This window comes from Rahnella sp. PD12R (genome assembly GCF_019200965.1).
Classification (GTDB): domain Bacteria; phylum Pseudomonadota; class Gammaproteobacteria; order Enterobacterales; family Enterobacteriaceae; genus Rahnella; species Rahnella laticis.
This window is the reverse complement of sequence record NZ_JAHTMS010000003.1, coordinates 296528-316986: the sequence shown is the minus strand read 5'-3', so window position 1 is coordinate 316986 and position 20459 is coordinate 296528. Positions and strand designations below refer to the sequence as shown.

At 53.0% G+C, this 20459-nt stretch carries 22 protein-coding genes; 13 read left to right on the top strand and 9 right to left on the bottom strand.

Translation table 11 applies throughout. From position 1 onward, the window contains the following. Positions 1-87 precede the first annotated feature (87 nt). A complete protein-coding gene (mntP, locus tag KWG64_RS08570; protein WP_218521618.1) occupies positions 88-660 on the top strand; it encodes a manganese efflux pump MntP in 573 nt (190 codons plus the stop codon). A gap of 57 nt (positions 661-717) precedes the next feature. Next, complete coding sequence (gene pptA / locus KWG64_RS08565; protein ID WP_218521617.1) at positions 718-948, top strand: tautomerase PptA; 231 nt, start codon at positions 718-720, stop codon at positions 946-948. An 87-nt stretch (positions 949-1035) separates the two neighbouring features. Here pptA and KWG64_RS08560 read toward each other — a convergent pair whose 3' ends face one another. The 4 genes from KWG64_RS08560 to KWG64_RS08545 all read right to left on the bottom strand — a co-directional run bounded on the left by KWG64_RS08560 (position 1036) and on the right by KWG64_RS08545 (position 3615). Next, entirely contained in the window at positions 1036-1944 is a 909-nt protein-coding gene (locus tag KWG64_RS08560) for an SDR family oxidoreductase (RefSeq protein ID WP_218521616.1), read from the bottom strand. A 105-nt stretch (positions 1945-2049) separates the two neighbouring features. After that, positions 2050-2385, bottom strand: a complete 336-nt coding sequence (locus KWG64_RS08555; protein ID WP_218521615.1) for a hypothetical protein — start codon at positions 2383-2385, stop codon at positions 2050-2052. 118 nt (positions 2386-2503) lie between these two features. Next, positions 2504-3361 (bottom strand): MBL fold metallo-hydrolase, encoded by an 858-nt coding sequence (locus tag KWG64_RS08550; protein ID WP_218521614.1) that lies wholly within the window; start codon positions 3359-3361, stop codon positions 2504-2506. 53 nt (positions 3362-3414) lie between these two features. After that, entirely contained in the window at positions 3415-3615 is a 201-nt protein-coding gene (locus tag KWG64_RS08545; protein ID WP_104925015.1) for a hypothetical protein, read from the bottom strand. Positions 3616-4474: 859 nt separating this feature from the next. Here KWG64_RS08545 and KWG64_RS08540 point away from each other — a divergent pair. The 7 genes from KWG64_RS08540 (at position 4475) to KWG64_RS08510 (ending at position 11555) form a co-directional block, all read left to right on the top strand. Continuing rightward, on the top strand, positions 4475-5002 hold the full coding sequence (locus KWG64_RS08540; protein WP_218521613.1) for a fimbrial protein: 528 nt from the start codon (positions 4475-4477) through the stop codon (positions 5000-5002). Between the two features lie 96 nt (positions 5003-5098). After that, positions 5099-5782, top strand: coding sequence for a molecular chaperone (locus KWG64_RS08535; protein ID WP_218521612.1), 684 nt, complete (start codon positions 5099-5101; stop codon positions 5780-5782). A gap of 66 nt (positions 5783-5848) precedes the next feature. Continuing rightward, a complete protein-coding gene (locus KWG64_RS08530; RefSeq protein WP_218521611.1) occupies positions 5849-8428 on the top strand; it encodes a fimbria/pilus outer membrane usher protein in 2580 nt (859 codons plus the stop codon). Next, on the top strand, positions 8412-9443 hold the full coding sequence (locus KWG64_RS08525; protein WP_218521610.1) for a fimbrial protein: 1032 nt from the start codon (positions 8412-8414) through the stop codon (positions 9441-9443). The genes KWG64_RS08530 and KWG64_RS08525 overlap by 17 nt, the downstream gene beginning before the upstream one ends. Positions 9444-9521: 78 nt before the next feature. Continuing rightward, positions 9522-10037 (top strand): fimbrial protein, encoded by a 516-nt coding sequence (locus KWG64_RS08520; RefSeq protein ID WP_218521609.1) that lies wholly within the window; start codon positions 9522-9524, stop codon positions 10035-10037. A 74-nt stretch (positions 10038-10111) separates the two neighbouring features. Next, positions 10112-10807 (top strand): response regulator transcription factor, encoded by a 696-nt coding sequence (locus tag KWG64_RS08515; RefSeq protein WP_218521608.1) that lies wholly within the window; start codon positions 10112-10114, stop codon positions 10805-10807. Between the two features lie 28 nt (positions 10808-10835). Beyond that, positions 10836-11555 carry a LuxR C-terminal-related transcriptional regulator gene (locus KWG64_RS08510; protein WP_218521607.1) on the top strand — a complete coding sequence of 240 codons (720 nt, stop codon included), beginning with the start codon at positions 10836-10838 and terminating at the stop codon, positions 11553-11555. Here the strand turns inward: KWG64_RS08510 and KWG64_RS08505 are convergent. Then, a complete protein-coding gene (locus tag KWG64_RS08505) occupies positions 11552-12187 on the bottom strand; it encodes a helix-turn-helix domain-containing protein (RefSeq protein ID WP_218521606.1) in 636 nt (211 codons plus the stop codon). The two genes, KWG64_RS08510 and KWG64_RS08505, sit on opposite strands and share 4 nt — an antisense overlap. A gap of 83 nt (positions 12188-12270) precedes the next feature. After that, entirely contained in the window at positions 12271-12717 is a 447-nt protein-coding gene (locus KWG64_RS08500) for a helix-turn-helix domain-containing protein (protein WP_218521605.1), read from the bottom strand. Between the two features lie 483 nt (positions 12718-13200). Between KWG64_RS08500 and KWG64_RS08495 the strand changes: the two genes are divergently transcribed. Further along, a complete protein-coding gene (locus tag KWG64_RS08495) occupies positions 13201-13839 on the top strand; it encodes a helix-turn-helix domain-containing protein (RefSeq protein WP_218521604.1) in 639 nt (212 codons plus the stop codon). 70 nt (positions 13840-13909) lie between these two features. Here the strand turns inward: KWG64_RS08495 and trpS are convergent, their stop codons facing one another. Both trpS and KWG64_RS08485 read right to left on the bottom strand, forming a co-directional pair. Continuing rightward, a complete protein-coding gene (gene trpS / locus KWG64_RS08490) occupies positions 13910-14917 on the bottom strand; it encodes a tryptophan--tRNA ligase (RefSeq protein WP_218521603.1) in 1008 nt (335 codons plus the stop codon). A gap of 238 nt (positions 14918-15155) precedes the next feature. Further along, on the bottom strand, positions 15156-16082 hold the full coding sequence (locus KWG64_RS08485; protein ID WP_218521602.1) for a DMT family transporter: 927 nt from the start codon (positions 16080-16082) through the stop codon (positions 15156-15158). A 240-nt stretch (positions 16083-16322) separates the two neighbouring features. Here KWG64_RS08485 and KWG64_RS08480 point away from each other — a divergent pair, with 240 nt between their 5' ends. From KWG64_RS08480 to KWG64_RS08470, 3 genes are read left to right on the top strand one after another with little or no spacing between them, the layout of a single operon-like run. Next, on the top strand, positions 16323-17162 hold the full coding sequence (locus tag KWG64_RS08480; protein WP_195813530.1) for a transporter substrate-binding domain-containing protein: 840 nt from the start codon (positions 16323-16325) through the stop codon (positions 17160-17162). A gap of 3 nt (positions 17163-17165) precedes the next feature. Beyond that, entirely contained in the window at positions 17166-17876 is a 711-nt protein-coding gene (gene pxpB, locus KWG64_RS08475; RefSeq protein ID WP_195813329.1) for a 5-oxoprolinase subunit PxpB, read from the top strand. An 11-nt stretch (positions 17877-17887) separates the two neighbouring features. After that, the gene (locus KWG64_RS08470) at positions 17888-18874 is read left to right on the top strand and encodes a biotin-dependent carboxyltransferase family protein (RefSeq protein ID WP_218521741.1); all 987 of its coding nucleotides are present in this window, start codon (positions 17888-17890) and stop codon (positions 18872-18874) included. Between the two features lie 72 nt (positions 18875-18946). Here the strand turns inward: KWG64_RS08470 and KWG64_RS08465 are convergent, their stop codons facing one another. Next, positions 18947-20149, bottom strand: coding sequence for a pyridoxal phosphate-dependent aminotransferase (locus KWG64_RS08465; protein ID WP_218521601.1), 1203 nt, complete (start codon positions 20147-20149; stop codon positions 18947-18949). Positions 20150-20459 lie beyond the last annotated feature (310 nt).

The window sequence follows — 20459 nt, the reverse complement described above, 5'->3', positions numbered from 1 at the left end:
GTTTTTTTATTTTGTTTTTTGTGGCAGACTGCGCGCTTCTGATGATAACCCGCCTTTTGTCACCAAAGGCCTGACCGGTCCGTTTTTATGCAACTTTATACTATCCTCATTCTGGCTTTTGGTATGTCTATGGATGCCTTCGCGGCGGCTATCGGCAAAGGTGCTGCGTTGCACCGTCCCCCGCTGAAAGAGGCACTGCGTACCGGATTAATTTTTGGCGTGATTGAAGCCATTACGCCGGTGATCGGCTGGGCAATCGGGCTGGCGGCCAGCCAGTTTATTATGAGCTGGGACCACTGGGTGGCGTTTACCCTGCTGCTGGTTCTGGGTATTCGTATGATTTCCGAAGCCTTCAAAAAAGAGAAGGCCGAAGAGGCTGAAGCGCCGCGCCGTCACGGTTTCTGGCTGCTGGTGACCACCGCGATCGCCACCAGCCTGGATGCGATGGCCGTCGGCGTCGGGCTGGCGTTCCTGCAAGTGAATATTCTGGTGATGGCACTGACGATTGGCGCGGCTACCACCATTATGGCGACTTCCGGCATGCTGCTTGGCCGTTTTCTCGGCGCAGCCATCGGTAAATGGGCCGAAGTGCTGGGCGGTATCGTGCTGATTGGCATCGGTACCTCGATTCTGGTCGAGCATTTAGGTTTGCTGAGCTGACGTGAATTACGGTAGCTTTACGGTAAATGGTTCAGCCAATCCGACAGGAGCACCGTAATGCCACATATTGATTTGAAATTTTACCCGCGCGGACTTTCAGAAGAAGCGACGCAGAAACTGGTCGATGACCTTTCCGCCGTGCTGATCAATCATCTGGGAACAACGGACAAAGCCATCTCCGTGATGCTCACAGAAGTTCAGCCGGATGCGTGGAAAAGCGATGTGTATGATCCGGTCATCAAACCGGCATTAGAGCAGATGGCAAAAAAACCCGGTTATAACCTGTAATCTCCCTCACTGCGCCCCCCCTGTTGAAGACCCTGTCACGGCTAACGTGACGGGGTCAGTTTTTTGCGAAAATTACTTTAGCGCTAATTACAGCGTTCCCGTCCCGCCGTCAGAACACCAGACCTGCCCGGAGGAATAGCTGCTTTCCGGCGATGCAAACGCGACATACAGCGCCGCGATTTCCGCAGGCTGGCCGGGACGCCCCAGCGGTGCCTGCTCGCCAAATTTTTCCACTTTCTCCTGCGGCTGACCACCCGAGGTTTGCAGAACCGTCCAGTAGGGGCCGGGCGCGACGGCATTCACACGGATCCCGTCCGGCGCTAACTGTTTGGCGAGTGATTTGGTAAACGCCACGATTGAAGCCTTGGTTTGCGAATAGTCGAGCAGATTCTCACTCGGTAAAAATGCCTGAACCGAGGTCGTGTTGATCACCGAGCTGCCGCGCGGAAGATAATCCAGCGCCGCTTTGGTTATCCAGAACATTGCGTAAACGTTGGTTTTAAACGTCGCATCGAACGCCTCGGTCGTCAGATCTTTAATCGAGTTGCAGAACTGCTGACGCCCGGCGTTATTCACCAGAAGATCCAGCCCGCCGAGCTGTTCGGCGGCTTCTTTTACCAGCTTCTGGCAAAACGGCTCATCACGGATATCCCCCGGAATTGCAATAATCTTGCGCCCTTCACTGCGCAGTAAATCGACGACTTCCCGGGCATCCGGTTCTTCTTCCGGCAAATAATTGATCGCGACATCTGCGCCTTCCCGCGCAAAGGCAATCGCGACAGCGCGGCCAATGCCCGAATCACCGCCGGTCACCAGTGCCTTGCGGCCTTCAAGCCTTGAACTCCCCTGATAAGAAGTTTCGCCGTGATCCGGAACCGGGATCATTTTGCTCGCCAGACCCGGAAATGGCTGTTTCTGCCTTTCAAAAGGGGGCTTCGGATAGGCATCCACATGTGGCTGATTGAGGGACGGCGGAAGGGTTTTGTGACTGCTCATGACGGCTCCTTAAACTTAAAACGTAGCTTTAAGGGTAGAACACCTCAGCCTGCCCGAGGTGTGTTACGGACAGTTCCGAGTTGATGCCGCAAGCAGTGAAGGATATCAGGTAAACGTCATCGCCCAGGTGATCACCCCGGCGACAACGGTGGTGAAGGTCAGCGCGACGAGAAAAAGTATGTCGGCAGTTTTTTCCAGCTTGTGGTTGCGCCGCACATTGCGCGTGCGCAGCGCCCAGTAAGACAGAATGGTGCTCGCCAGATACAAAATGGCGTTAACCGCCAGCAAATCGTCGCCGAGCGTCCCTTCTTTTCGTAACGTCGTGATGACCTGAAAAATCCCGATAACTGTAATACAGACGCCAACCATCGCCGCTGACGCCGTAAAAATATGAACGCAGATATCCTCATCCAGCCTGATAGTGTTTTTTTGCTTTAGCATCACAACCCCTTCTGGAGAGCGACGTCCGTTTCGCAAAGTTCGAAGATTCACCGTATCCGACATTTCACTGAGTGTGGATCATGCTTTTGGGTGCATCAACGTCACCGGTTAACATTTTTCAGCTTTTCGGATAAGCCACATGATAGCCGGCGGTGTTGTCCGGCGAAGTCAGCGGCAAGATATGCGCAAAACCCGGTTCGCCGAAATGCATACCGGCTACCAGCAGGTTTTCCCGGGCGGCCTGCGCCATGATGGTTTTACGGGTGTTTTCCGCCTGAACGGGATCGCAGTCAAACGCGATGGAAACGCCGGGCTGCGCGGACTGAATATGCGGGAAATGCACGATGTCGCCCCAAATCAGCAGGCTTTGATTGCCCGAATCAATGCGGTATCCGCTATGCCCCGGCGTATGACCGGGCAGCCAGACGGAACGAATGCCTTTCACAATCTCCGCGCCATCAAGAAACTTCAGCTTCGCCGCGTAAGCCGTCAGCATCCGGCGCGCCAGCAAGAAATTACGCTGCCGGTGCTCCGCGACCTGCATCATTTTGCTGTCATCGCGCCAGTATTCGGCTTCGAGCGGGTGAATATGAATTTCTGCATTGGGATAAACCGGTTGCCCCTGCGCGTCCAGCAGCCCGCCGATGTGGTCCGGGTGCGCGTGCGTCAGCAGAACCGTGTCGATATCTTCGGGAGCCACGCCCGCAGAACGCAGATTTTCACCGAGCTTTCCGCCGGAATTATTCAGCCCGCCGGTGCCGGAATCGACCAGAATAGTGCGCCCCTGCCCGCGGATCAGATAACAGTTGATATGAATATTGCCGGGCTCTGCCAGCCCGGCGTCACGTTGTATTTGCGCGGCATCTGCCGTCTCAATGCCGGACAACAGCTCCAGGCTGGCCGCCATGTTCCCATCGCTCAGGGCCGTTACAGTAAAATCCCCAATCTGGCGGGATGCAAAAGACGGATTGTTCATAATCACCTCAGGTTAACTGCGTGCATGAGGCTGCAACATCGTGGTTTAGCGACTCATAAGCCTTTAATGTGTTTGATCGCCAGCTGGAGCGCCGAGTTCGGCTCACCGTGGAAATCTAACGCCTCTTCCTGCGCACGTTCGAGACAAAAAACAATACGCCTGCGGCTGACTTCCTCACAGTTCTGAGCAAGCATCAAACAACATTCACCCACCATCCTGCAGGCCTCTTCAAAAATCTGACCGGACTCTCGCATAGCAAACTCCATCACGCCTGAAAATAAAACACTGTTTTTAGGTTAACGGCATAATTTGATAAAAGTTTGTTTTTTTTACCGAACCTTTACTCAAATTTTCTGAGTTCGCGGGTTGGGAATGCCGTGTGTCACAGCCTGAGGAAGGGGTAATGCAGCTATTATCGGGGAGGAAATGCGGCAGATCTCAGGGCTTATTCACCTGAAACCCAACAGCCAGTTGATATGAGATAAAGAATTAGCATTGCAAACTGTCAGCCAGACAGATAAACCGATCATCAGCAAACAATACACAATAAGAAATATTGTGATAGTCAGTGCTTTTTCACGGACGACGGTTTTATATAAAGAAAGCAACATAGTGTTCTTCTCCCTTGCGGATGAAACCTGACATCTGAAAATCGCCACCGCTTATTCTTTTATCAGTAATTTTATAAGGCTTAATGTACGTACAGTAATTCTGTTGCCGTGCATTTACCATTCAAAAAGGATCCATATTTGGACGCTGAATTATTTAACATATAAAACATGAAGTTACCAAATAAATGCTCACATCCACGAAAGAAAATAAACTGCAAATCCATTAATAGACTTCCAATGTATATTTGAATCCAAAAGGGTTTGAGCTTGTTAACGGACCTGTGGATAATGCGCCCCAACAGAGAGAGTAACGTTAATTAATAATAAATAACTGACTCATGAAATAGGGTTTTTTACGATTTATTATTCAGGCGAAATCTTTCTGTAAATAACTTACGCAACAACACATGGAAAGACCGAATGAATATACCCGTTAATTAACGGACGGCAAATTATTGCCCAATTCATTTGGCTAACATATTAACACTCAAGGAATATTGCTATGAAAAAGAATCTTATTGCTGCTGCTGTCGCTGCTGTTTCTATCCTGTCTGCTTCTTCTGCTTTCGCAGCGGATGGCCAGGTGAACTTCAAAGGCGAAATCATTGATTCAGCATGTACCGTGGTTAACAGCGTAAGCAACCCACTGGACGTAACTTTGGGTCAGGTTGCTAAAACTGCCTTCACTGGCGCTGGCTCTACTGCAGCAGCAACTAAGTTCACCCTGCAATTGAAAGACTGTCCGGCAACCGTAACCAGCGCTTCCGTCAAATTCGACGGTGCTGCCGTTGAAGGCGACAACAGCGTTCTGGCTCTGACTGACGAATCTGGCGTAGCTACAGGTGTAGGTATTCAGCTCTCTGACGCGTCTAACGCCGTTCTGCCACTGTACACAGCGTCTGCTTCTTACGCTCTGTCTGCGATTGAAACTAACGATCTGGACTTCGTTGCCCGTTATATCGCGACTTCAGACACCGTGACTGCTGGCCCGGCAAACTCTGTAGCGAGCTTCACCGTTAACTACAACTAAGTTTTTGCTGTACGGCAAAACTGAAGGCATTGAAAACACGGGGCGGCAGTTCAATCGTCGCCCCGTTCTCCCTCTTATTCACGACAGGTTTTAACGATGAAATGTACACACATTGCGCTGATGTCCACGCTGCTGCTGGCCGTCATGGTTTCGGCTGCGCACGCGGGCGTGGTGATTGGCGGAACGCGCCTGATTTATGACGGCGCAAAAAAAGAGTCTTCACTGAGCGTCAGTAACCCGGACAACGCCCCGTACCTGATCCAGTCGTGGGTGGAGACGACCGGCGGTGGCGCTGAGAAAGCCCCTTTCATGATCACCCCGCCGCTGTTTCGTCTTGATGGCAACCAGCAAAACGTTCTGCGGGTGATCCGTGCGGGCGGCAATCTGGCCAGCGACAAAGAATCCCTGTTCTGGATGAACATTAAATCCATTCCCTCTTCGGAGAAAAAGGAGGGCCAGAACACGTTGCAGGTCGCGGTAAAAACGCGCATCAAACTGATTTTTCGCCCTGACGGCCTGAAAGGCGTGCCGGAAGCGGTAACACAGAATTTGAAATGGCAGCGCAACGGCAACCAGCTTCAGGTCAGTAATCCGACGCCGTTTTATATGAACTTCCAGCAGGTGAGCGTCGGCGGGAAAGAAATCAAAGAAGTCACGTTTGTCGCGCCAATGAGCACGGCTGACTTTGCCCTGCCCGCAGGCACAACCGGCAACAGCGTGAACTGGAAACTCATCAGCGACTACGGCGGTATCGGCCCGCAGCACACAGGGAATCTCTAGCCCTGCGGGTCATGAAACCAGGGAATGGACAACTGCAAATTGTTGCAGATATTGGAGCGGAAACGGATGAGTAGCAAAGCGTATAAAAAAACCGGCCAGAGAATGCCGCGTATCAGCCATCTGGCCTGTCTGGTGACGGCGCTGTCAGGGAGCCTGAGTGCGCAGGCGGCGGATTACTTCAACCCTGAACTGTTGCAGGTGGATAACCCGCAGCAAGGCGCCACCGACCTTTCGGTGTATGAGAATAACGGCGGGCAGGCTCCGGGCGTTTACCACGTTGATATTTATATGAATAACGACAAGGTCGATACCCGCGACGTCACGTTTACTTTGCAAAAGGGGAAAGACGGCAAAGAATCATTGCAACCTTGCCTGAGCGCCAGAGCGCTGGCGAATATGGGCGTAAAAACTCAGCTTTTCCCTGCGCTTGGCGAAGGTGAATGTGTCGATTTAGCCGTGATCCCGCAGGCCAGCGCAGAGTTTCGTTTCAGCGCGCAGCAACTGTTGATCAGCATGCCGCAGGCGGCCGTTTCACAAGCGGCACGCGGTTATGTTCCGCCGGAACAATGGGATAATGGGATTACCGCCCTGCTGCTCAATTACAGCATCACCGGTGCCAGCAACTCTGCCCGCAACGATACCGCACAGGATAACGACAGCCAGTATGTAAACCTGCGTCCCGGCGCCAACATCGGCCCGTGGCGTTTGCGTAATTATTCCACCTACAGCCGCAGCAGCACCGGGCAAGATCAGTGGGACACTGTTTACACCTACGCCCAGCGCAACATTATCGCCCTCAAAAGCCAGATGACGCTGGGTGACAGCAGTTCGCCCGCAGACGTCTTCGACAGCGTGCCTTTCCGTGGCGGCCAGCTGGCGTCGGATGACGACATGATGCCGGACAGCATGAAAGGTTACGCGCCGGTCGTGCGTGGGATCGCCCGCAGCAATGCGCAGGTCATCATCAGACAGAACGGTTATGTGATTTACCAGAGCTACGTCTCGCCGGGTGCTTTTGAAATTACGGATATGTACCCGACCGGCGGCAGCGGCGATTTATACGTGACCATTAAAGAAGCCGACGGCAGCGAACAGCAGTTAGTGGTGCCGTTTGCCTCCCTGCCCGTTCTGCAACGTGAAGGCCGCCTGAAATATTCCCTGACCAGCGGTCAGTACCGGTCTTATGACGGCAGCGTGGATAAAACCACCTTCAGTCAGGGCACGGCGATTTACGGTTTATCGCAGGGTTTCACGGCCTACGGCGGCGGCCAGTTTGCCAGTCAATATCAGTCTCTGGCGGCAGGCGTGGGCAAAAACCTCGGTGACTTCGGTGCGCTTTCTGTAGACGTCACGCAGGCGTGGTCAACGATGCAGGATCAGGCCAAAGAAAACGGCCAGTCGTGGCGCGCACGCTACAGCAAAGACATTTTGCAAACAGGCACCCACTTCTCCATCGCCGGTTACCGCTATTCCACGGCGGGATATTATGGCTTACAGGAAGTGCTGGACACCTACCGCAGTGACAGCAGCAGTTCACAAAACGAACGCCGCCGTAACCGCGCAGAGCTGACGATGAGCCAGAATTTGTGGGAAAACGCCGGGTCAATTTCGGTCAGTCTGGTTAATGAAGACTACTGGAACAGCGATCGCAATATGAAGTCGGTCGGCCTGGGTTATAACAACAGCTGGAACGGCATCAGTTATGGCCTGAATTACACCTATAACGAGAACTCGACGGCCAGTGTCAGCGCCAGCGATCAGTACGGCAACAGCAGGAACAGCCACGGGCGTATCTACGACCGCGATCAGGTCTTTGCTTTCAACGTCAGCATTCCGCTGAGCCGCTGGCTGCCGAACACCTATGCAACACATAACTTCAGCACCAGTAAAAATGGCAATACGACCAATACCGCTGGCCTGAACGGCACGCTACTCGCAGACAATAACCTGAGCTGGAGCGCGCAGGAAGGTTACGGCAGTCAGGGGACGGGCAACAGCGGTAACCTCAGCGCAGATTATCGCGGCACTTACGGAGAAGTGAACGGCGGTTATGCCTATGACCAGAACTCGCAACGCGTGAACTACGGGGTACAGGGCGGGATTGTCGCTCATGAAGGTGGTGTCACATGGGGCCAGCCGTTAGGCGAGACCATCGCACTGGTAAAAGCGCCGGGCGCGAACGGCGTCGGCGTGAGCAACCAGACCGGTGTGAAAACGGACTGGCGCGGGTATGCCCTCGTCCCTTACGCCTCGCCATACCGGAAAAATCAGGTCGGGCTGAATACGCAGACATTACCGGATGATGTTGATCTGGCGCTGACCACGCAAAATGTGGTGCCAACACGCGGTGCGGTGGTGCAGGCAAACTTTACTGCCAGCGTCGGCCAGCGCGTATTAATGACAATATTGCGTCAGGACGGCGCCCCGCTGCCCTTCGGTGCCACCGTTACCGACGATGTACAGAAAAATATCCAGGCATTTATTGTGGGTGATGGCGGTCAGGTTTATTTATCCGGCATGGCGGACAGCGGCACGCTGACGGCTAAGTGGGGTAATGAAAATAATCAACAATGTCGGATAAATTATTCTCTGGCGAAACAGACAACATCAACTGGCGTTCAAATATCGCATGAGCAATGCAGGTAAACTTGATATGAAATATCACAAAACAATGAAGCTTGTTTTCATATTTATCGGGATTTTTATTCTTACAAAAAACAGTGCCATGGCGATGAGCTGTTCTGTAAATGTCTCCTCCTACACGTTAAATGTCGGGAATATTATTGTTCAGCGAGATGCCGTAATCGGCCAGGCTATTTCCTCTGAAATTTCTGGCGGGCCGAGTTCAATTTACACCTGTACCTCATCGGGTTCAGAGGGATTTACCAGCGGCATTAAATCCTATTTAACCTATAACAGCACGGCTTCAGACGGAAGAAGAATATATAATACCGGCATCCCCGGCGTAGGCGTTGTCATTGGGGGTAATCCACACACTTGCGGCACATCTTATATCGGAAACCCAAGGTCTGCGCCCACGGGGATAGATTGGGTTCGTTTGTGTACCTGGAGCACTGTTCCGGGAGGCGTTCAATCGTGGTCATTGAACCCCACCGTGCAATTTTATAAAACAGCCTCTTCGTCATCAGGGACGCTTCCCGCACAAATCGCGGGATTTATGGCAATGAACTCGTCGGGTGGAGAGTTGCAGCCTGAGGTTCCTGTCAACATTACGGGCTCAGTAACCACTGTCGCTTGTAGTATAAACACGCCTAACATTCTGGTTCCGCTAGCCGATGTCCCCGCCAGTGACTTTATTTCTGTCGGGACAACCGCGAAACCCAAAAGCTTTGATGTGGGCCTGAATTGTGATGCCGGAGCAAAAGTTAATGCGAAATTATCAGGCACACCCAATACCGACACAACAAATACCAGCGTGTTGCAATTAACCGGCGCGGGGGGAAACAATGTCGCCACGGGTGTGGGGATTCAGATCCTTTATAATAATTCGCCTGTTGCATTAAATACCAACATGTTACTCAAAACCTCTGATGGCGGGCAGGAAACATTCCCCTTCACGGCACAGTATTATCAAACTCAGGCTGCGGTAACAGCGGGTTCCGCCAATACGACGGCCACGCTGGAATTAACTTATCAGTAAGGAGATTTTTATTTTCCTTATAATTAACCAATATAATTTCGATTTCACATTCGCAACCAGATAAAAAAGGGAATTATCATGAAGGGAATAGTCAAGCTTTCAGTTTTAGCATTGATGGCTATGGGATATCAGGCGGCCAACGCGGATCCGGTTAATATTAATATTACCGGTAATGTCGTGGCATCGCCCTGCACCGTGAATAATAATAACAATAACCTGAATATAGATTTAGGCACCGATATCCAGGCAAAGGATTTATTCACCGCAGGATCCGGTTCCGCATTAACGCCGTTTAATTTATCGCTAACGTCCTGCCCGCTGGGAACCAGTAACGTGAAGGTCACGTTTACCGGCACCGCGGATACCACGTCACCGGTAAGGTATAAAAATACCGGTACAGCCACCAACCTCGCCGTGGAACTTTCACAACAAGGCACCGGCACCCTTTTAAATAACAACAGCTCGCTGACGCAGCCTGTTTTGGGCGATAACACGGTCACTTACGCATTAAACGCCCGCGCTTACGCGACAAGCGGCAGCGTGACGCCGGGCAGTATCAGTTCTGTTGTACAGGTCAACTTTACCTATAACTGATCATTACGGCTTATCCGGCGCGCAGGGTGATGGCGAGGCCGGATTTGCTTACCCACCCCCGCCGCCGGAAAACCATGATGGAAATTCAAATTCAGGGGAATGAAAACACGGATATTTTGCCTTCGGCAACCCGCAAAACATCGCTGGCTTTGGTGATGGATGCCTGCCCGATATCCGCGCTCGCGTTGCGCCACATTCTTGAAGGCAACCTGTTCAAAAACGGCAGCGTGATCATTCTGGATAAAGCGGCAGATGTTCCCCCCTTTTTATATTCGTATTCACCCGACGTCGTGGTGATGGAGATATCGGGCAAAGACGAATCCGCGCTGCCCGGAATACAAATCATCGCCGATTGCCGCCAGCAATGGCCGCGCATTCCTATTGTGGTATGTACTGCATTTACGGATATACGCCTTTTACAGCAGATCAAAAATACCGGCGCAAGCGGCATTTGCTTCAGGCATGATGCGCTGAAAACGATTGAACACACGGTCGGGCTGGCGATGTCGGGATCCGGGAAAAAGCACCGGTTAACGGAACTCGTCCTGAAATCAACCGGGCAAAAATTCCCTGCCCTGACGCGCAAGGAGATTCAGGTCATCCACCATCTGATGGAAGGTAATTCTGTCTCAGAAGTCGCGCAACTGATGCAGCGCGATATCCGTACCGTAAGCACGCATAAACGTAACGCGATGGAAAAACTGGGTTACCGGGACGACGCGGAAATGTTCGCGAAAGGACAATGGATGGCTCCGCAATTTCATGACTGACGGGGCAGAACCGACTGAGGAAAAAGTGATGATTTCAATAAACAGGATCGGCATTTTAAATGACAGCCCGCTGATGCGCCTGGGGCTGAAACGGTTTCTTTACTCCCTGAATCCGCGAATGGCCGGCGTCCGGTCGTTCGTCTCCGCCGGGCCGTTATTGCTCAGCAAAAATCAGGACATCCCTGAGTTGCTGATATGTGATTTCCCCGTCAGCCATGGCGAGATGCATCAGCGGGCGGAGGAATTACTCGCACTCTGCCATCTTTATCCCCGGCTGCGGCTGATTGTTTATTCCTACAACCGCACGGCGGAAAGCTTGCAGCAACTCGGGCGTTCCCCCCGCATCAGCCTGATTTCACGTTATGAAACACTCCCCGCGATGAAAGACTGTTTTGTGCAGGCGCTAAACGGTAATCAGATCATCAGCCCGATAATCAGGGCAGAAATTGACGCATTCCGGCATGTTTCGAAAACAGTGACAAAAGCACTGACCGGAAGCGAAATTGAGGTTCTGAATAATCTGTTCAGCGGCGTCAGCATTGCGGAAATGTCATACCGCCTCAACGGCAATATCAAAACCCTCAGCGGCTATAAACGCAGCGCGATGCGCAAACTGGGCGTCGGCAATAACGCGCAATTGTTCTCCCTGCGGGACGTTATCCGCACAATATTGGCTTCACACACCGTGTCTTCCCTTCAGCGGGTTTCCGATAAGCGGGTGACTACGGCGATGATTCAAAAAGTTTAATACTCCGCGGGCAGTTCATTAATGCGGATCAGCAGCCCTCTTTTGATCACGATATATCCGCCTTTATTGAGGTTCGCTAACACTTTCATCACCCCGCTTCGTGACATCGGAGTGCGGTCCAGGATGTAGCGCGCTGCCGAAACGGTGGCACGTGTTTCAAAATCCGCATTGTTCAAGGCACGCAACAGATTGCAGATGAGTTCATAGGTGGATATCCCGCTGTTTGTCTTGAGATATTCATTAAACCGGGAACACATATCCATCAGGCAATAGGAAACGCTTTTCCATAAATCATGCTCATCGACATGCTTTAAAATCGCCTCTAAAGGGAGGTAGAGAAACTCAATATGGGTGGTGGCCTGAAGAGTCACATTCGTCGGATCGGGAAGCAGATCGCTGAGCCCTAAAATACTCGGCGCTGCAATCGTGCCGAGGATCAGCCCGTCACCGACGCGTTTGATATCGCATTTCCCCTGAGCCAGCAGAAAACACATCTTCGTACCATTTTGCATCAGCTGGAAACGCTGCCCTGACTTCGCTTTTGTTTTCGCATTCACCGTGGAAAGGGAATCCAGCAAAGCCTGAATGTGTGCAACCGGCTTCAGGGCGGCTACCGTTTTTATGTTTTCCATACACACCAATGAGTCAGTTTTATCGGAGTAATTATAGTTTATGCGAGCGATTTCATAAGCAAACCGCCCTGCCCGTTTGCGCGTTACCCGTCGAGATAGCACCCTAACAGCAGGCCATTCTGCACATTGATATCGCCCTGCTTCTTCAGTAAATGCAGTTCCCGGTTGACGGTACTACAGGACAAGCCGGTGATCTCGCGGACATATTCACTCGCGGTATGCGTCAGCCTGACTTCCTCGCTTTCATTTTGCAGCATTTTCAGCGTCTGGCCGATCAGCCCGCTGGCGTGCGTCTTTTTGTCCTTTTCCGTCCGGCTGCTGATGTCGTAGATCTGCTGTGAAAGATGGGAGGCCACGTTTGACCAAAGGTTTCCCTCATTAATCACATGAAACAGGGAAGATGACGGCACGGCGTAAATAACGGAAGGATGGATAATTTTAAGCGTAAGTTCGGAATGCGGATGGAAAAGATGGCTTAACCCCAGTAGTTGCGGCTCACTGACCAGAGACAGCGGCTTCGCATTATTCATCCCATAAAGCGCCGCCAGCCCGGATTCAAAAAAGTAACAGCAATACTGATGCGTCATACTCCCGGACAGAACACAACCTGGCCGGGGATAGCTGATTGTCCCTTTTTTTCTTATGTATTCAATAATGACACTCATCTTGCCAGTCCCTTTTAATATGCTCAAATCAGAAGAAAACACCCATAAGCTTTTTAGCAATGATTTTATATAACCCCCTTAATTCATTCGAGTTTAAAAAAGTCTATTTTTACACAATGACTTTACGCCGCGTCCTGGCTGCGCCGGTGAATTAATAAAATCCATTAATGGACTCTCAAGGTAAAAATGGCTCGCGAAGCCTTTGAGGCATCCTAATAATTATAAGATAATGCTTAGGAACCAGAGGTTATGAAATTATTAACAGAACAACCCCTGCTTAATTAAATATTTCCCGATGCAATCTTCCCTATATCGTTAACGGCTGTTTCGACGCCCCGGTGAATCGTCATGTATGATTTTAGTAAAGTCATTGAGAAAGCCTCTTCCCAGTTTGAATTCGGAGATTTTTTCTCTTCATTAAAATCACTCTGTACTGTTAAAAAGGGCAAGCCCGGACAAAGATTCAATCTGGAACAGAGCGATAAGCGGCTGTGCTTTGTTCTGTTTACGGGCACCGGGCTGGTAAAAAGAGTCAGTGATTCACTGGTACTTTCGTCCATACATGGCCCGTGCATCATTGGTTTGCAGGATATCTTTCACCGCAAATCGGATGTGCAGGTATCTTCCACCAGCGAGGTGGAATATGGTCTGGTTGTCGCCAGTGAATTATTTTCCTGGGCAGAAGAAAACGGCCTGTGGAAAAACCTGTGCTATATGCTGATGCTTTCTTCAACCCGTTTCAGCGAATACCAGAAAGAAACGGTGGGCGTCAGCAACTATGAATTAATATGCAATCTTCTCTGTTCACTGAGCACGGAACCCTTCGAAATACGCGCCACCACCACGGCGCTGGAATATATCCAGACCCGCAGCATGTTATCGCGCAGCGGAATAATGAAAACACTCTCCTCACTGAGGATCGGCGGATATATTACGATCAGCAAAGGGCTGCTGATTAAAATAAACTCATTGCCGAAGAAGTTCTGAAGCGTGTTTATTGCCGCCCGCTGAACCGGAAAACCCCCTCAATACGCTGAGCGCTGAGGGGATTTTGCTTTCAGAACATCACCGGCAACCCGAGCCCGCGTTTCACCTGCACCAGCGTTTGCTGCGTGACGTTTTGCGCCTGTTCGCTGCCGTGGCGCAGCAACGCCAGCAACTGACCTTTATCCTGAATAAACGTATTCCTGCGGCTGCGGATTGGCGCAAGCAGGGTTTGCAGGCACCCTTCCAGCTCGTCCTTACAAGCCCGGTCACCTAATCCTCCGCGCAGATAATGCGCTTTCATCGCGCTGACTTTTTCTGCGTCCGGGTGGAAGGCGTCCAGATAGCTGAACACCACGTTGCCATCGACCTGACCGGGATCGTTGACCCGCAGGTGATTCGGATCGGTGTACATCGCGCAGACCGCCTGATGAATGTCTTCTTCGCTGGCAGAAAGCGTCAGCGTATTGCCGAGTGATTTCGACATTTTTGCCTTACCGTCGATGCCCGGCAGGCGCCCCGTTTTACTCAGCAGCGCCTGACAATGGCGCAGCACCGGCTGATCCGTCAGGCTGTTCATCTTGTGGACGATTTCATTGGTCTGCTCAATCATCGGCAACTGATCATCGCCGACGGGAATCAAATCCGCCTGAAACGCCGTGATATCCGCCGCCTGGCTGATCGGATACGCCATAAAACCGACCGGCAGCGAACGGGCAAATCCCTTCTGGGTAATTTCATTTTTCACGGTCGGGTTACGCTCAACGCGCGCCACGGTCACGATGTTCATATACAGCAGGGTGAGTTCGGCCAGCGCGGGCAATGCGGATTGCAGGCAGACCACCGTTTTGGTGGGGTCGATGCCCACCGCCAGATAATCCGCCATCACTTCGAGAATATTACCGGCGACTTTTTGCGGGGAATTGCCGTTGTCGGTCAGCCCCTGAAGATCGGCGATCAGAATGTATTGCTGGTTATCGTGCTGCAGCGCCACACGCTGGCGCAGGGAGCCCACAAAGTGGCCCAGATGCAGCTGACCGGTAGGACGGTCGCCGGTAAGAATGGTTTTTGCGTTGTTCATGAGAGTTCCTTTTTGGGTTTTTACGCCGGAAGGGAGTCTGATAAACAACAAAGCCGCCTTCCGGCGGCTTTGTGAACAGATACAGAAATTCGGCCGCCTTTAAACTGGCAGCCACCAGGAGCAACGTGGTGTAGTCATGGTGTGTATCTGAGTTTTCATGGCGGTAATTTATCATTGCTTAGCACGAAAAGTAAATCCCGAATTTCTTCGCACGCCGCTCACCACGGGCGTTGCAGGGCTATTCGGCTTTTACCGGCTTGATGAGCAACGCTTTTCCCCGGCGTCTTTCGCTCAGCACGGCCAGTATTCCGGCGGCGGCAATCACCGATGCGCCAACCAAAGTGGAGACCGTGGGCAGGCTGTCGAGGAACAGAAAACCAATCATCATCGACCAGACCATCGTGGTGTAATCGAACGGTGCCAGCAGTGAGGCGTCGGCGTAACGCAGGCTCAGCGTAATCAAAATCTGCGCCATGCCGCCGAAAAATCCGCAGCCGGTCAGCAGCAAAAGCTGTCTGGTATCAGGGGTTTTCCAGCCGAAGAAAATCGTCGCCAGCCCGATCAGCATGGTCATCAGCGAGAAGTAGAAAACAATCGCGCCCGGCCTTTCGATACCGTTCAGAAAACGAATTTGTACCGACGACACCGCCGTACACATTGCCGCCAGCAGCGCCAGGATCACGCCGAGTCCGGCTGAAACCTGTGTAAATCCGCCCGAAAGCAGCGAACCGCTGTCACGCAGATGCGCCCACAGCATCACCAGAATACCGGTGAAACCGACCACCACCGCCATCCAGCGGGCGGCATGCACGTTTTCACGCAACAAAATAGCGGCCATGATCACCGTAAACAGCGGCGCGGCGTAACTGATAGCCGTGGCGTCCGCCAGCGAGATATACACCAGCGCCAGATAGTTAAAATACATGCCGCCTGTGCCGGAAAATCCGCGAATTAAATGGCCGAATATATTCTTCGTTTTAATTTGCGCAATCACCGGCCCCTGCAATTTCAGCCAGATCAGCAGCGGAAATAAGGCGACGAAAGAGCGAAAAAATATCACTTCTCCGGTAGGAATATTTCCGCCCAACCCTTTTACGCAGGCCAGCATGAGCGTGGCGCACAGGGCAGATAATATTTTCAGCGAAACACCCATTCTGGCGTTCATGTTTAACCCTTTTGCTCTTTGAGATTAGCGGTCTGAAACTGACCACTATTCTGGCAGAGCCGCCTTTTTTGCGGTCATACAAAAAGCGTATCGCCATACAGGGTTTACTTCTTATACAACGCCAGATTGAGCTTATATAGTCGGGTTGACCTCATAAGAAACCGCAGCCAGTTTTGCTCACAGTGAGCCAGGGGAAGTTGTCGTCACACACCGCTAATTAAAAGACCCGGAGAATGAATGATGAAGCTGAAGTTACTGTCTTGCTCTTTGCTGGCATTGCCGCTGATGGCGGCCTTTTCCTCTGCGAAAGCCGATGTTCTCTCTGATATTCAGGCGCGCGGCGCACTTAACTGTGCCGTGTATTCCGATGTGCCGCCGTTCTCTTCACCGGATCCGAAAACCCGCCAGCTGGCCGGAATGGATGTGGATTTATGCACGGCGTTAGCCAAACAGATGGGCGTAAAACTCAACTTGATGCCGACCTCTATTGAAGCGCGCATCGCGGTAATCGCCACCGGCCGCGCCGACGTGCTGATTGCCAATCTGGCGTACACCAAAACGCGCGGCCAGCAGATTCAGTTCAGCGACCCGTATTACGTGGCGAAAGAAGTGCTGGTGGTGAAAAAGCCGAACGTCGATAAAACCCGTGCGGATTTTAAAGGCAAACGCATCAGCGCCACCAAAGGCACGACGTCTGAACAATCCATTTATCTGGCGGGCGCAAAAGCCGTGACCTTCCAGGATGCCGCGTCGGCGTTTCTGGCACTCGAACAGAATAAAGCCGTGGGCTTTGTCACCAACACCATGACCGCTATCAAAATGATTTCTCAGGCCGGAAAAGACGGCATCGAACTGGGGATGATCAAAGAGCCGATGGCGCTGGAACCGATTGGCGTCGGCATGAAAAAGGACGAACCGGCGTTACTGGCAAAAGTGAACGGCAGCCTGAAAGCGATGGATGACGACGGCACCATCGACAAAATCTGGGCAACCTGGATCGGGCCAAATACCGAATACAAAATGGTGCGCGAGGACAAAGTTCAGCCACTCTCCAGCCTTAAATTCGAACCTCTGGAATAGCCGATGACCCTTGTGTCGCACGAGGCGCCTTCCCGCGCCTCTTTTATTCTTGCCAGTCAGGGCGACAACGTCAAAATCTCCACCATCGGCAGCCGCGCGTGGCTGATTGAAGCGCCGGGAGATTTCGACCTGCCCGCGCAGCGCCGCATCTGGTCGCTGGCGGCCACACTGCGCGCCCGCGATGACGTCGAATCGCTGATCCCCGGCGTCACCAATTTACTGGTGCTGTTTCGCCAGACGCCGGAAGATTACGACGCGACTTTCGCCCTGCTGACCGCCGCGTGGGAACAGGCGCAGGCCGTTCATCCGCAAGGCAAACTGATTGAAATTCCGGTGATTTACGGCGGTGAACACGCCACCGATCTGGATGCGGTTTGCCAGCATACCGGGCTTTCGCCGCGCGAGGTCATCCGCCGCCATTCTCAGGGCAGCTACACGGTGTTTTCGCTGGGCAGCGCGCCGGGTTTTGGCTATCTCCACGGGCTGGATCCGTCTCTCGCCACGCCGCGTAAAAAAGTCCCTTCTCTCAATATGCTCAAAGGCACCGTAACCATCGGCGGCGCGCAGACCGGCGTTTCAGCGCTCACCGGGCCAAACGGCTGGAACGCCATCGGATTCGCCGAACTGACGCTGTTTGACCCGCGTGCAGAAAATCCCGCGCTGATGGCACCGGGTGACAGCGTGCGGTTTCTGCCAGAAAGGATAGAACTGTGACCCAAAAAGCTGTGATTGAAATAGTGAAAACCGGCCCGCTGAATACCGTTCAGGACGCGGGCCGCAGCGGATTTCGGGATATCGGCGTGTCCGTCAGCGGCGTGATGGATCCACTGGCGTTTCGCGCGGGCAACATCCTGCTGGGCAACGACGAAAACGCCGCCTGCATTGAAGTGCAGATGTTCCCGTTTAAAGTCCGCTTTCTTGCCGATACCAGCATTGCCGTTACCGGCGCGGATTGCCGCACGAAGCTCGACGGCGAAGAGCTTCCGCCCTGGTGGGCCTGTTCCGTCCGCGCCGGGCAGGAGCTGGAAATGCAATTCCCGCGTTCCGGTGCGCGCAGCTATTTGTGCGTCGCCGGAGGCATTGACGTGCCGGTTGTGATGGGTTCGCGCAGCACCGCCCTGCGCGGCGGTTTCGGCGGAACAGACGGACGACCGCTGGCGAAAAACGATCGGCTGGCGGCGGGTATTTCTTCCATCTCACCTTTGCCTGCACATGGCATGGGTATCGAGCCGCCGCAGGTTGCGCTGGCCCACGTGTTCCCGACCAGCACTGAGGGACTGGTGCAACTGCGCGCCATTCCCGCCGGAGAATATGCGCTGTTTGAAGCCGATCTCCCCCGCTTCTGGTCGCAGCCGTGGAAGGTTTCCCTGCACAGCAACCGCACCGGTTACCGCCTGTCCGGCGAGCCGGTCACGCCGTCGAAAGTCATTGAAATGCGTTCCTACGGGCTAATCCCCGGTATCGTGCAGGTTCCGCCAGCGGGCGAGCCGATCATTCAGCTGGCCGACGCCAATACCGCCGGAGGCTATCCGAAAATTGCCGGCATTATTGAAGAAGATTTGTGGCGTCTGGCGCAGGTTCAGCCCGGTCAGAGTATTCAGCTGGTCAAAAGCGATGCACGCGAAGCCATTGCCGTGGCGCGTCAAATCAACCAGTGGTTCACCCGCCTGCGCGATAACGTAATGCCGGTGAAAACGGCGATGGGATTTTAAATTTCCCTCCTGATGAAACAGAAAACGGGCCCGAAAAAGGCCCGTTTTTTTATGTCCCGTACTCAGATTTTGTTACTTCAGACCGGCACAAAACTCCGCGATCCGGTCGCAGCCGTCCTGCAAGATTTCCATGCTGGTGGCGTAGGAAATGCGAAAATACGGGCTCATGCCATACGCCGCGCCCTGCACGGTGACGACGTGTTTTTCTTCGATCAGCGCCATCACAAAATCAGCATCGTTATCGATGTGACGCCCGCCTGCGGTGGTTTTGCCAATACAGCCTTCGATATTCACGAACAGATAAAACGCGCCCTGCGGTTTATGGCAACGCAGTTCATGCACGGACGTTAAACGCTCGAGCACGTAATCGCGGCGCTGACGGTAGATTTCAGCGCGCTCTTTCAGTAAATCCTGCGGGCCGTTCAGCACAGCAACCGCCGCCGCCTGCGTGAGCGTGGTGACGCCCCCGCTGTTTTGCGTGTTCACGTTGCTCATGGCTTTAATCAGATCTTTCGGGCCGCCGCAAAAACCTAAACGCCAGCCGGTCATGGAATAGGCTTTCGATACGCCGTTAACCGTCAGCACGCGATCGAGCAAACGCGGCTCCACTTCGGCCAGCGTGTAAAACGTCACGTCGTCATAAATCAGGTGTTCGTAAATATCATCAGTCAGGATCCACACGCCCGGATGACGCAGCATCACTTCGCCAATCGCCTGCAATTCCTGACGCGTTGCCACGGAACCGGTCGGGTTGCTAGGGTAATTCAGCAGCAGCCATTTGGTTTTCGGGGTAATCGCCGCCTCAATGTCCTGCGGATACGGCTTGAAATTGTTCTCTTCCGGGCAGGCCACCGGCACCGGAATACCGCCCGCGAATTTGACGATATCCGCATAGCTGATCCACGACGGCGTCGGGATCACCACTTCATCGCCCGGATTGATCGTCGCCAGCATCGCGTTAAAGATTATTTGCTTTGCGCCGCCTGCGGTGAGGATCTGGCTCACGTCGTAATCCAGATTGTTATCGCGCTGGAATTTACGCGCGATAGCCGCCCGCAAAGCCGGGGTTCCGTCAGTTGGCGGATAGCGGGTATCACCGCCGAGCGCGGCGGCGTAGGCCGCTTCCGTGGCGTTTCGTGGCGTCGGGAAATCCGGCTCGCCGGTAGAAAGCGCGATGACGTTCACGCCTGCGGCGGCGAGATCACGGGCCTTTTGCGTCATGGCGACGGAGGCAGAAACAGAGACATTTTTTAAGCGATCGGCGATATCAGGCATGGTCCTGGGGTTCCATTGTTTTTATCGAACGTAAAAAGACGGACAGCGATGAGGCACTACAGGGGAAAGAGTAATGAGGAACGGACCGCGCCGACCAATAGCGCTTTGTTGTGGTGACATAACACAAAGCAATGGCTGAACGCGCAAATCAGGCAATTTGCACCGATGCAGTGCAGGCGGGGGACGTCATTTTCCGGCAGGCGGCGCAAACGGCGAAAATAAACGGCGACGCAGTGAACAAACTGCCGCTGAAATCAGAAGGAAACCCGGCGTTCAGGCATAAATCAGCGCATCAGTGCGTGTTGGCACT

Coding starts and splice junctions, on each gene's coding strand:
- KWG64_RS08500 (WP_218521605.1), bottom strand. CDS start 12,717: ATGAATAATGCGAAGCCGCTGTCTCTGGTCAGTGAGCCGCAACTACTG.
- KWG64_RS08510 (WP_218521607.1), top strand. CDS start 10,836: ATGATTTCAATAAACAGGATCGGCATTTTAAATGACAGCCCGCTGATG.
- KWG64_RS08520 (WP_218521609.1), top strand. CDS start 9,522: ATGAAGGGAATAGTCAAGCTTTCAGTTTTAGCATTGATGGCTATGGGA.
- pxpB (WP_195813329.1), top strand. CDS start 17,166: ATGACCCTTGTGTCGCACGAGGCGCCTTCCCGCGCCTCTTTTATTCTT.
- KWG64_RS08485 (WP_218521602.1), bottom strand. CDS start 16,082: ATGAACGCCAGAATGGGTGTTTCGCTGAAAATATTATCTGCCCTGTGC.
- KWG64_RS08560 (WP_218521616.1), bottom strand. CDS start 1,944: ATGAGCAGTCACAAAACCCTTCCGCCGTCCCTCAATCAGCCACATGTG.
- mntP (WP_218521618.1), top strand. CDS start 88: ATGCAACTTTATACTATCCTCATTCTGGCTTTTGGTATGTCTATGGAT.
- pptA (WP_218521617.1), top strand. CDS start 718: ATGCCACATATTGATTTGAAATTTTACCCGCGCGGACTTTCAGAAGAA.
- KWG64_RS08480 (WP_195813530.1), top strand. CDS start 16,323: ATGAAGCTGAAGTTACTGTCTTGCTCTTTGCTGGCATTGCCGCTGATG.
- KWG64_RS08550 (WP_218521614.1), bottom strand. CDS start 3,361: ATGAACAATCCGTCTTTTGCATCCCGCCAGATTGGGGATTTTACTGTA.
- KWG64_RS08505 (WP_218521606.1), bottom strand. CDS start 12,187: ATGGAAAACATAAAAACGGTAGCCGCCCTGAAGCCGGTTGCACACATT.
- KWG64_RS08495 (WP_218521604.1), top strand. CDS start 13,201: ATGTATGATTTTAGTAAAGTCATTGAGAAAGCCTCTTCCCAGTTTGAA.
- KWG64_RS08535 (WP_218521612.1), top strand. CDS start 5,099: ATGAAATGTACACACATTGCGCTGATGTCCACGCTGCTGCTGGCCGTC.
- KWG64_RS08540 (WP_218521613.1), top strand. CDS start 4,475: ATGAAAAAGAATCTTATTGCTGCTGCTGTCGCTGCTGTTTCTATCCTG.
- KWG64_RS08525 (WP_218521610.1), top strand. CDS start 8,412: ATGAGCAATGCAGGTAAACTTGATATGAAATATCACAAAACAATGAAG.
- KWG64_RS08555 (WP_218521615.1), bottom strand. CDS start 2,385: ATGCTAAAGCAAAAAAACACTATCAGGCTGGATGAGGATATCTGCGTT.
- KWG64_RS08530 (WP_218521611.1), top strand. CDS start 5,849: ATGAGTAGCAAAGCGTATAAAAAAACCGGCCAGAGAATGCCGCGTATC.
- KWG64_RS08545 (WP_104925015.1), bottom strand. CDS start 3,615: ATGCGAGAGTCCGGTCAGATTTTTGAAGAGGCCTGCAGGATGGTGGGT.
- KWG64_RS08465 (WP_218521601.1), bottom strand. CDS start 20,149: ATGCCTGATATCGCCGATCGCTTAAAAAATGTCTCTGTTTCTGCCTCC.
- trpS (WP_218521603.1), bottom strand. CDS start 14,917: ATGAACAACGCAAAAACCATTCTTACCGGCGACCGTCCTACCGGTCAG.
- KWG64_RS08515 (WP_218521608.1), top strand. CDS start 10,112: ATGATGGAAATTCAAATTCAGGGGAATGAAAACACGGATATTTTGCCT.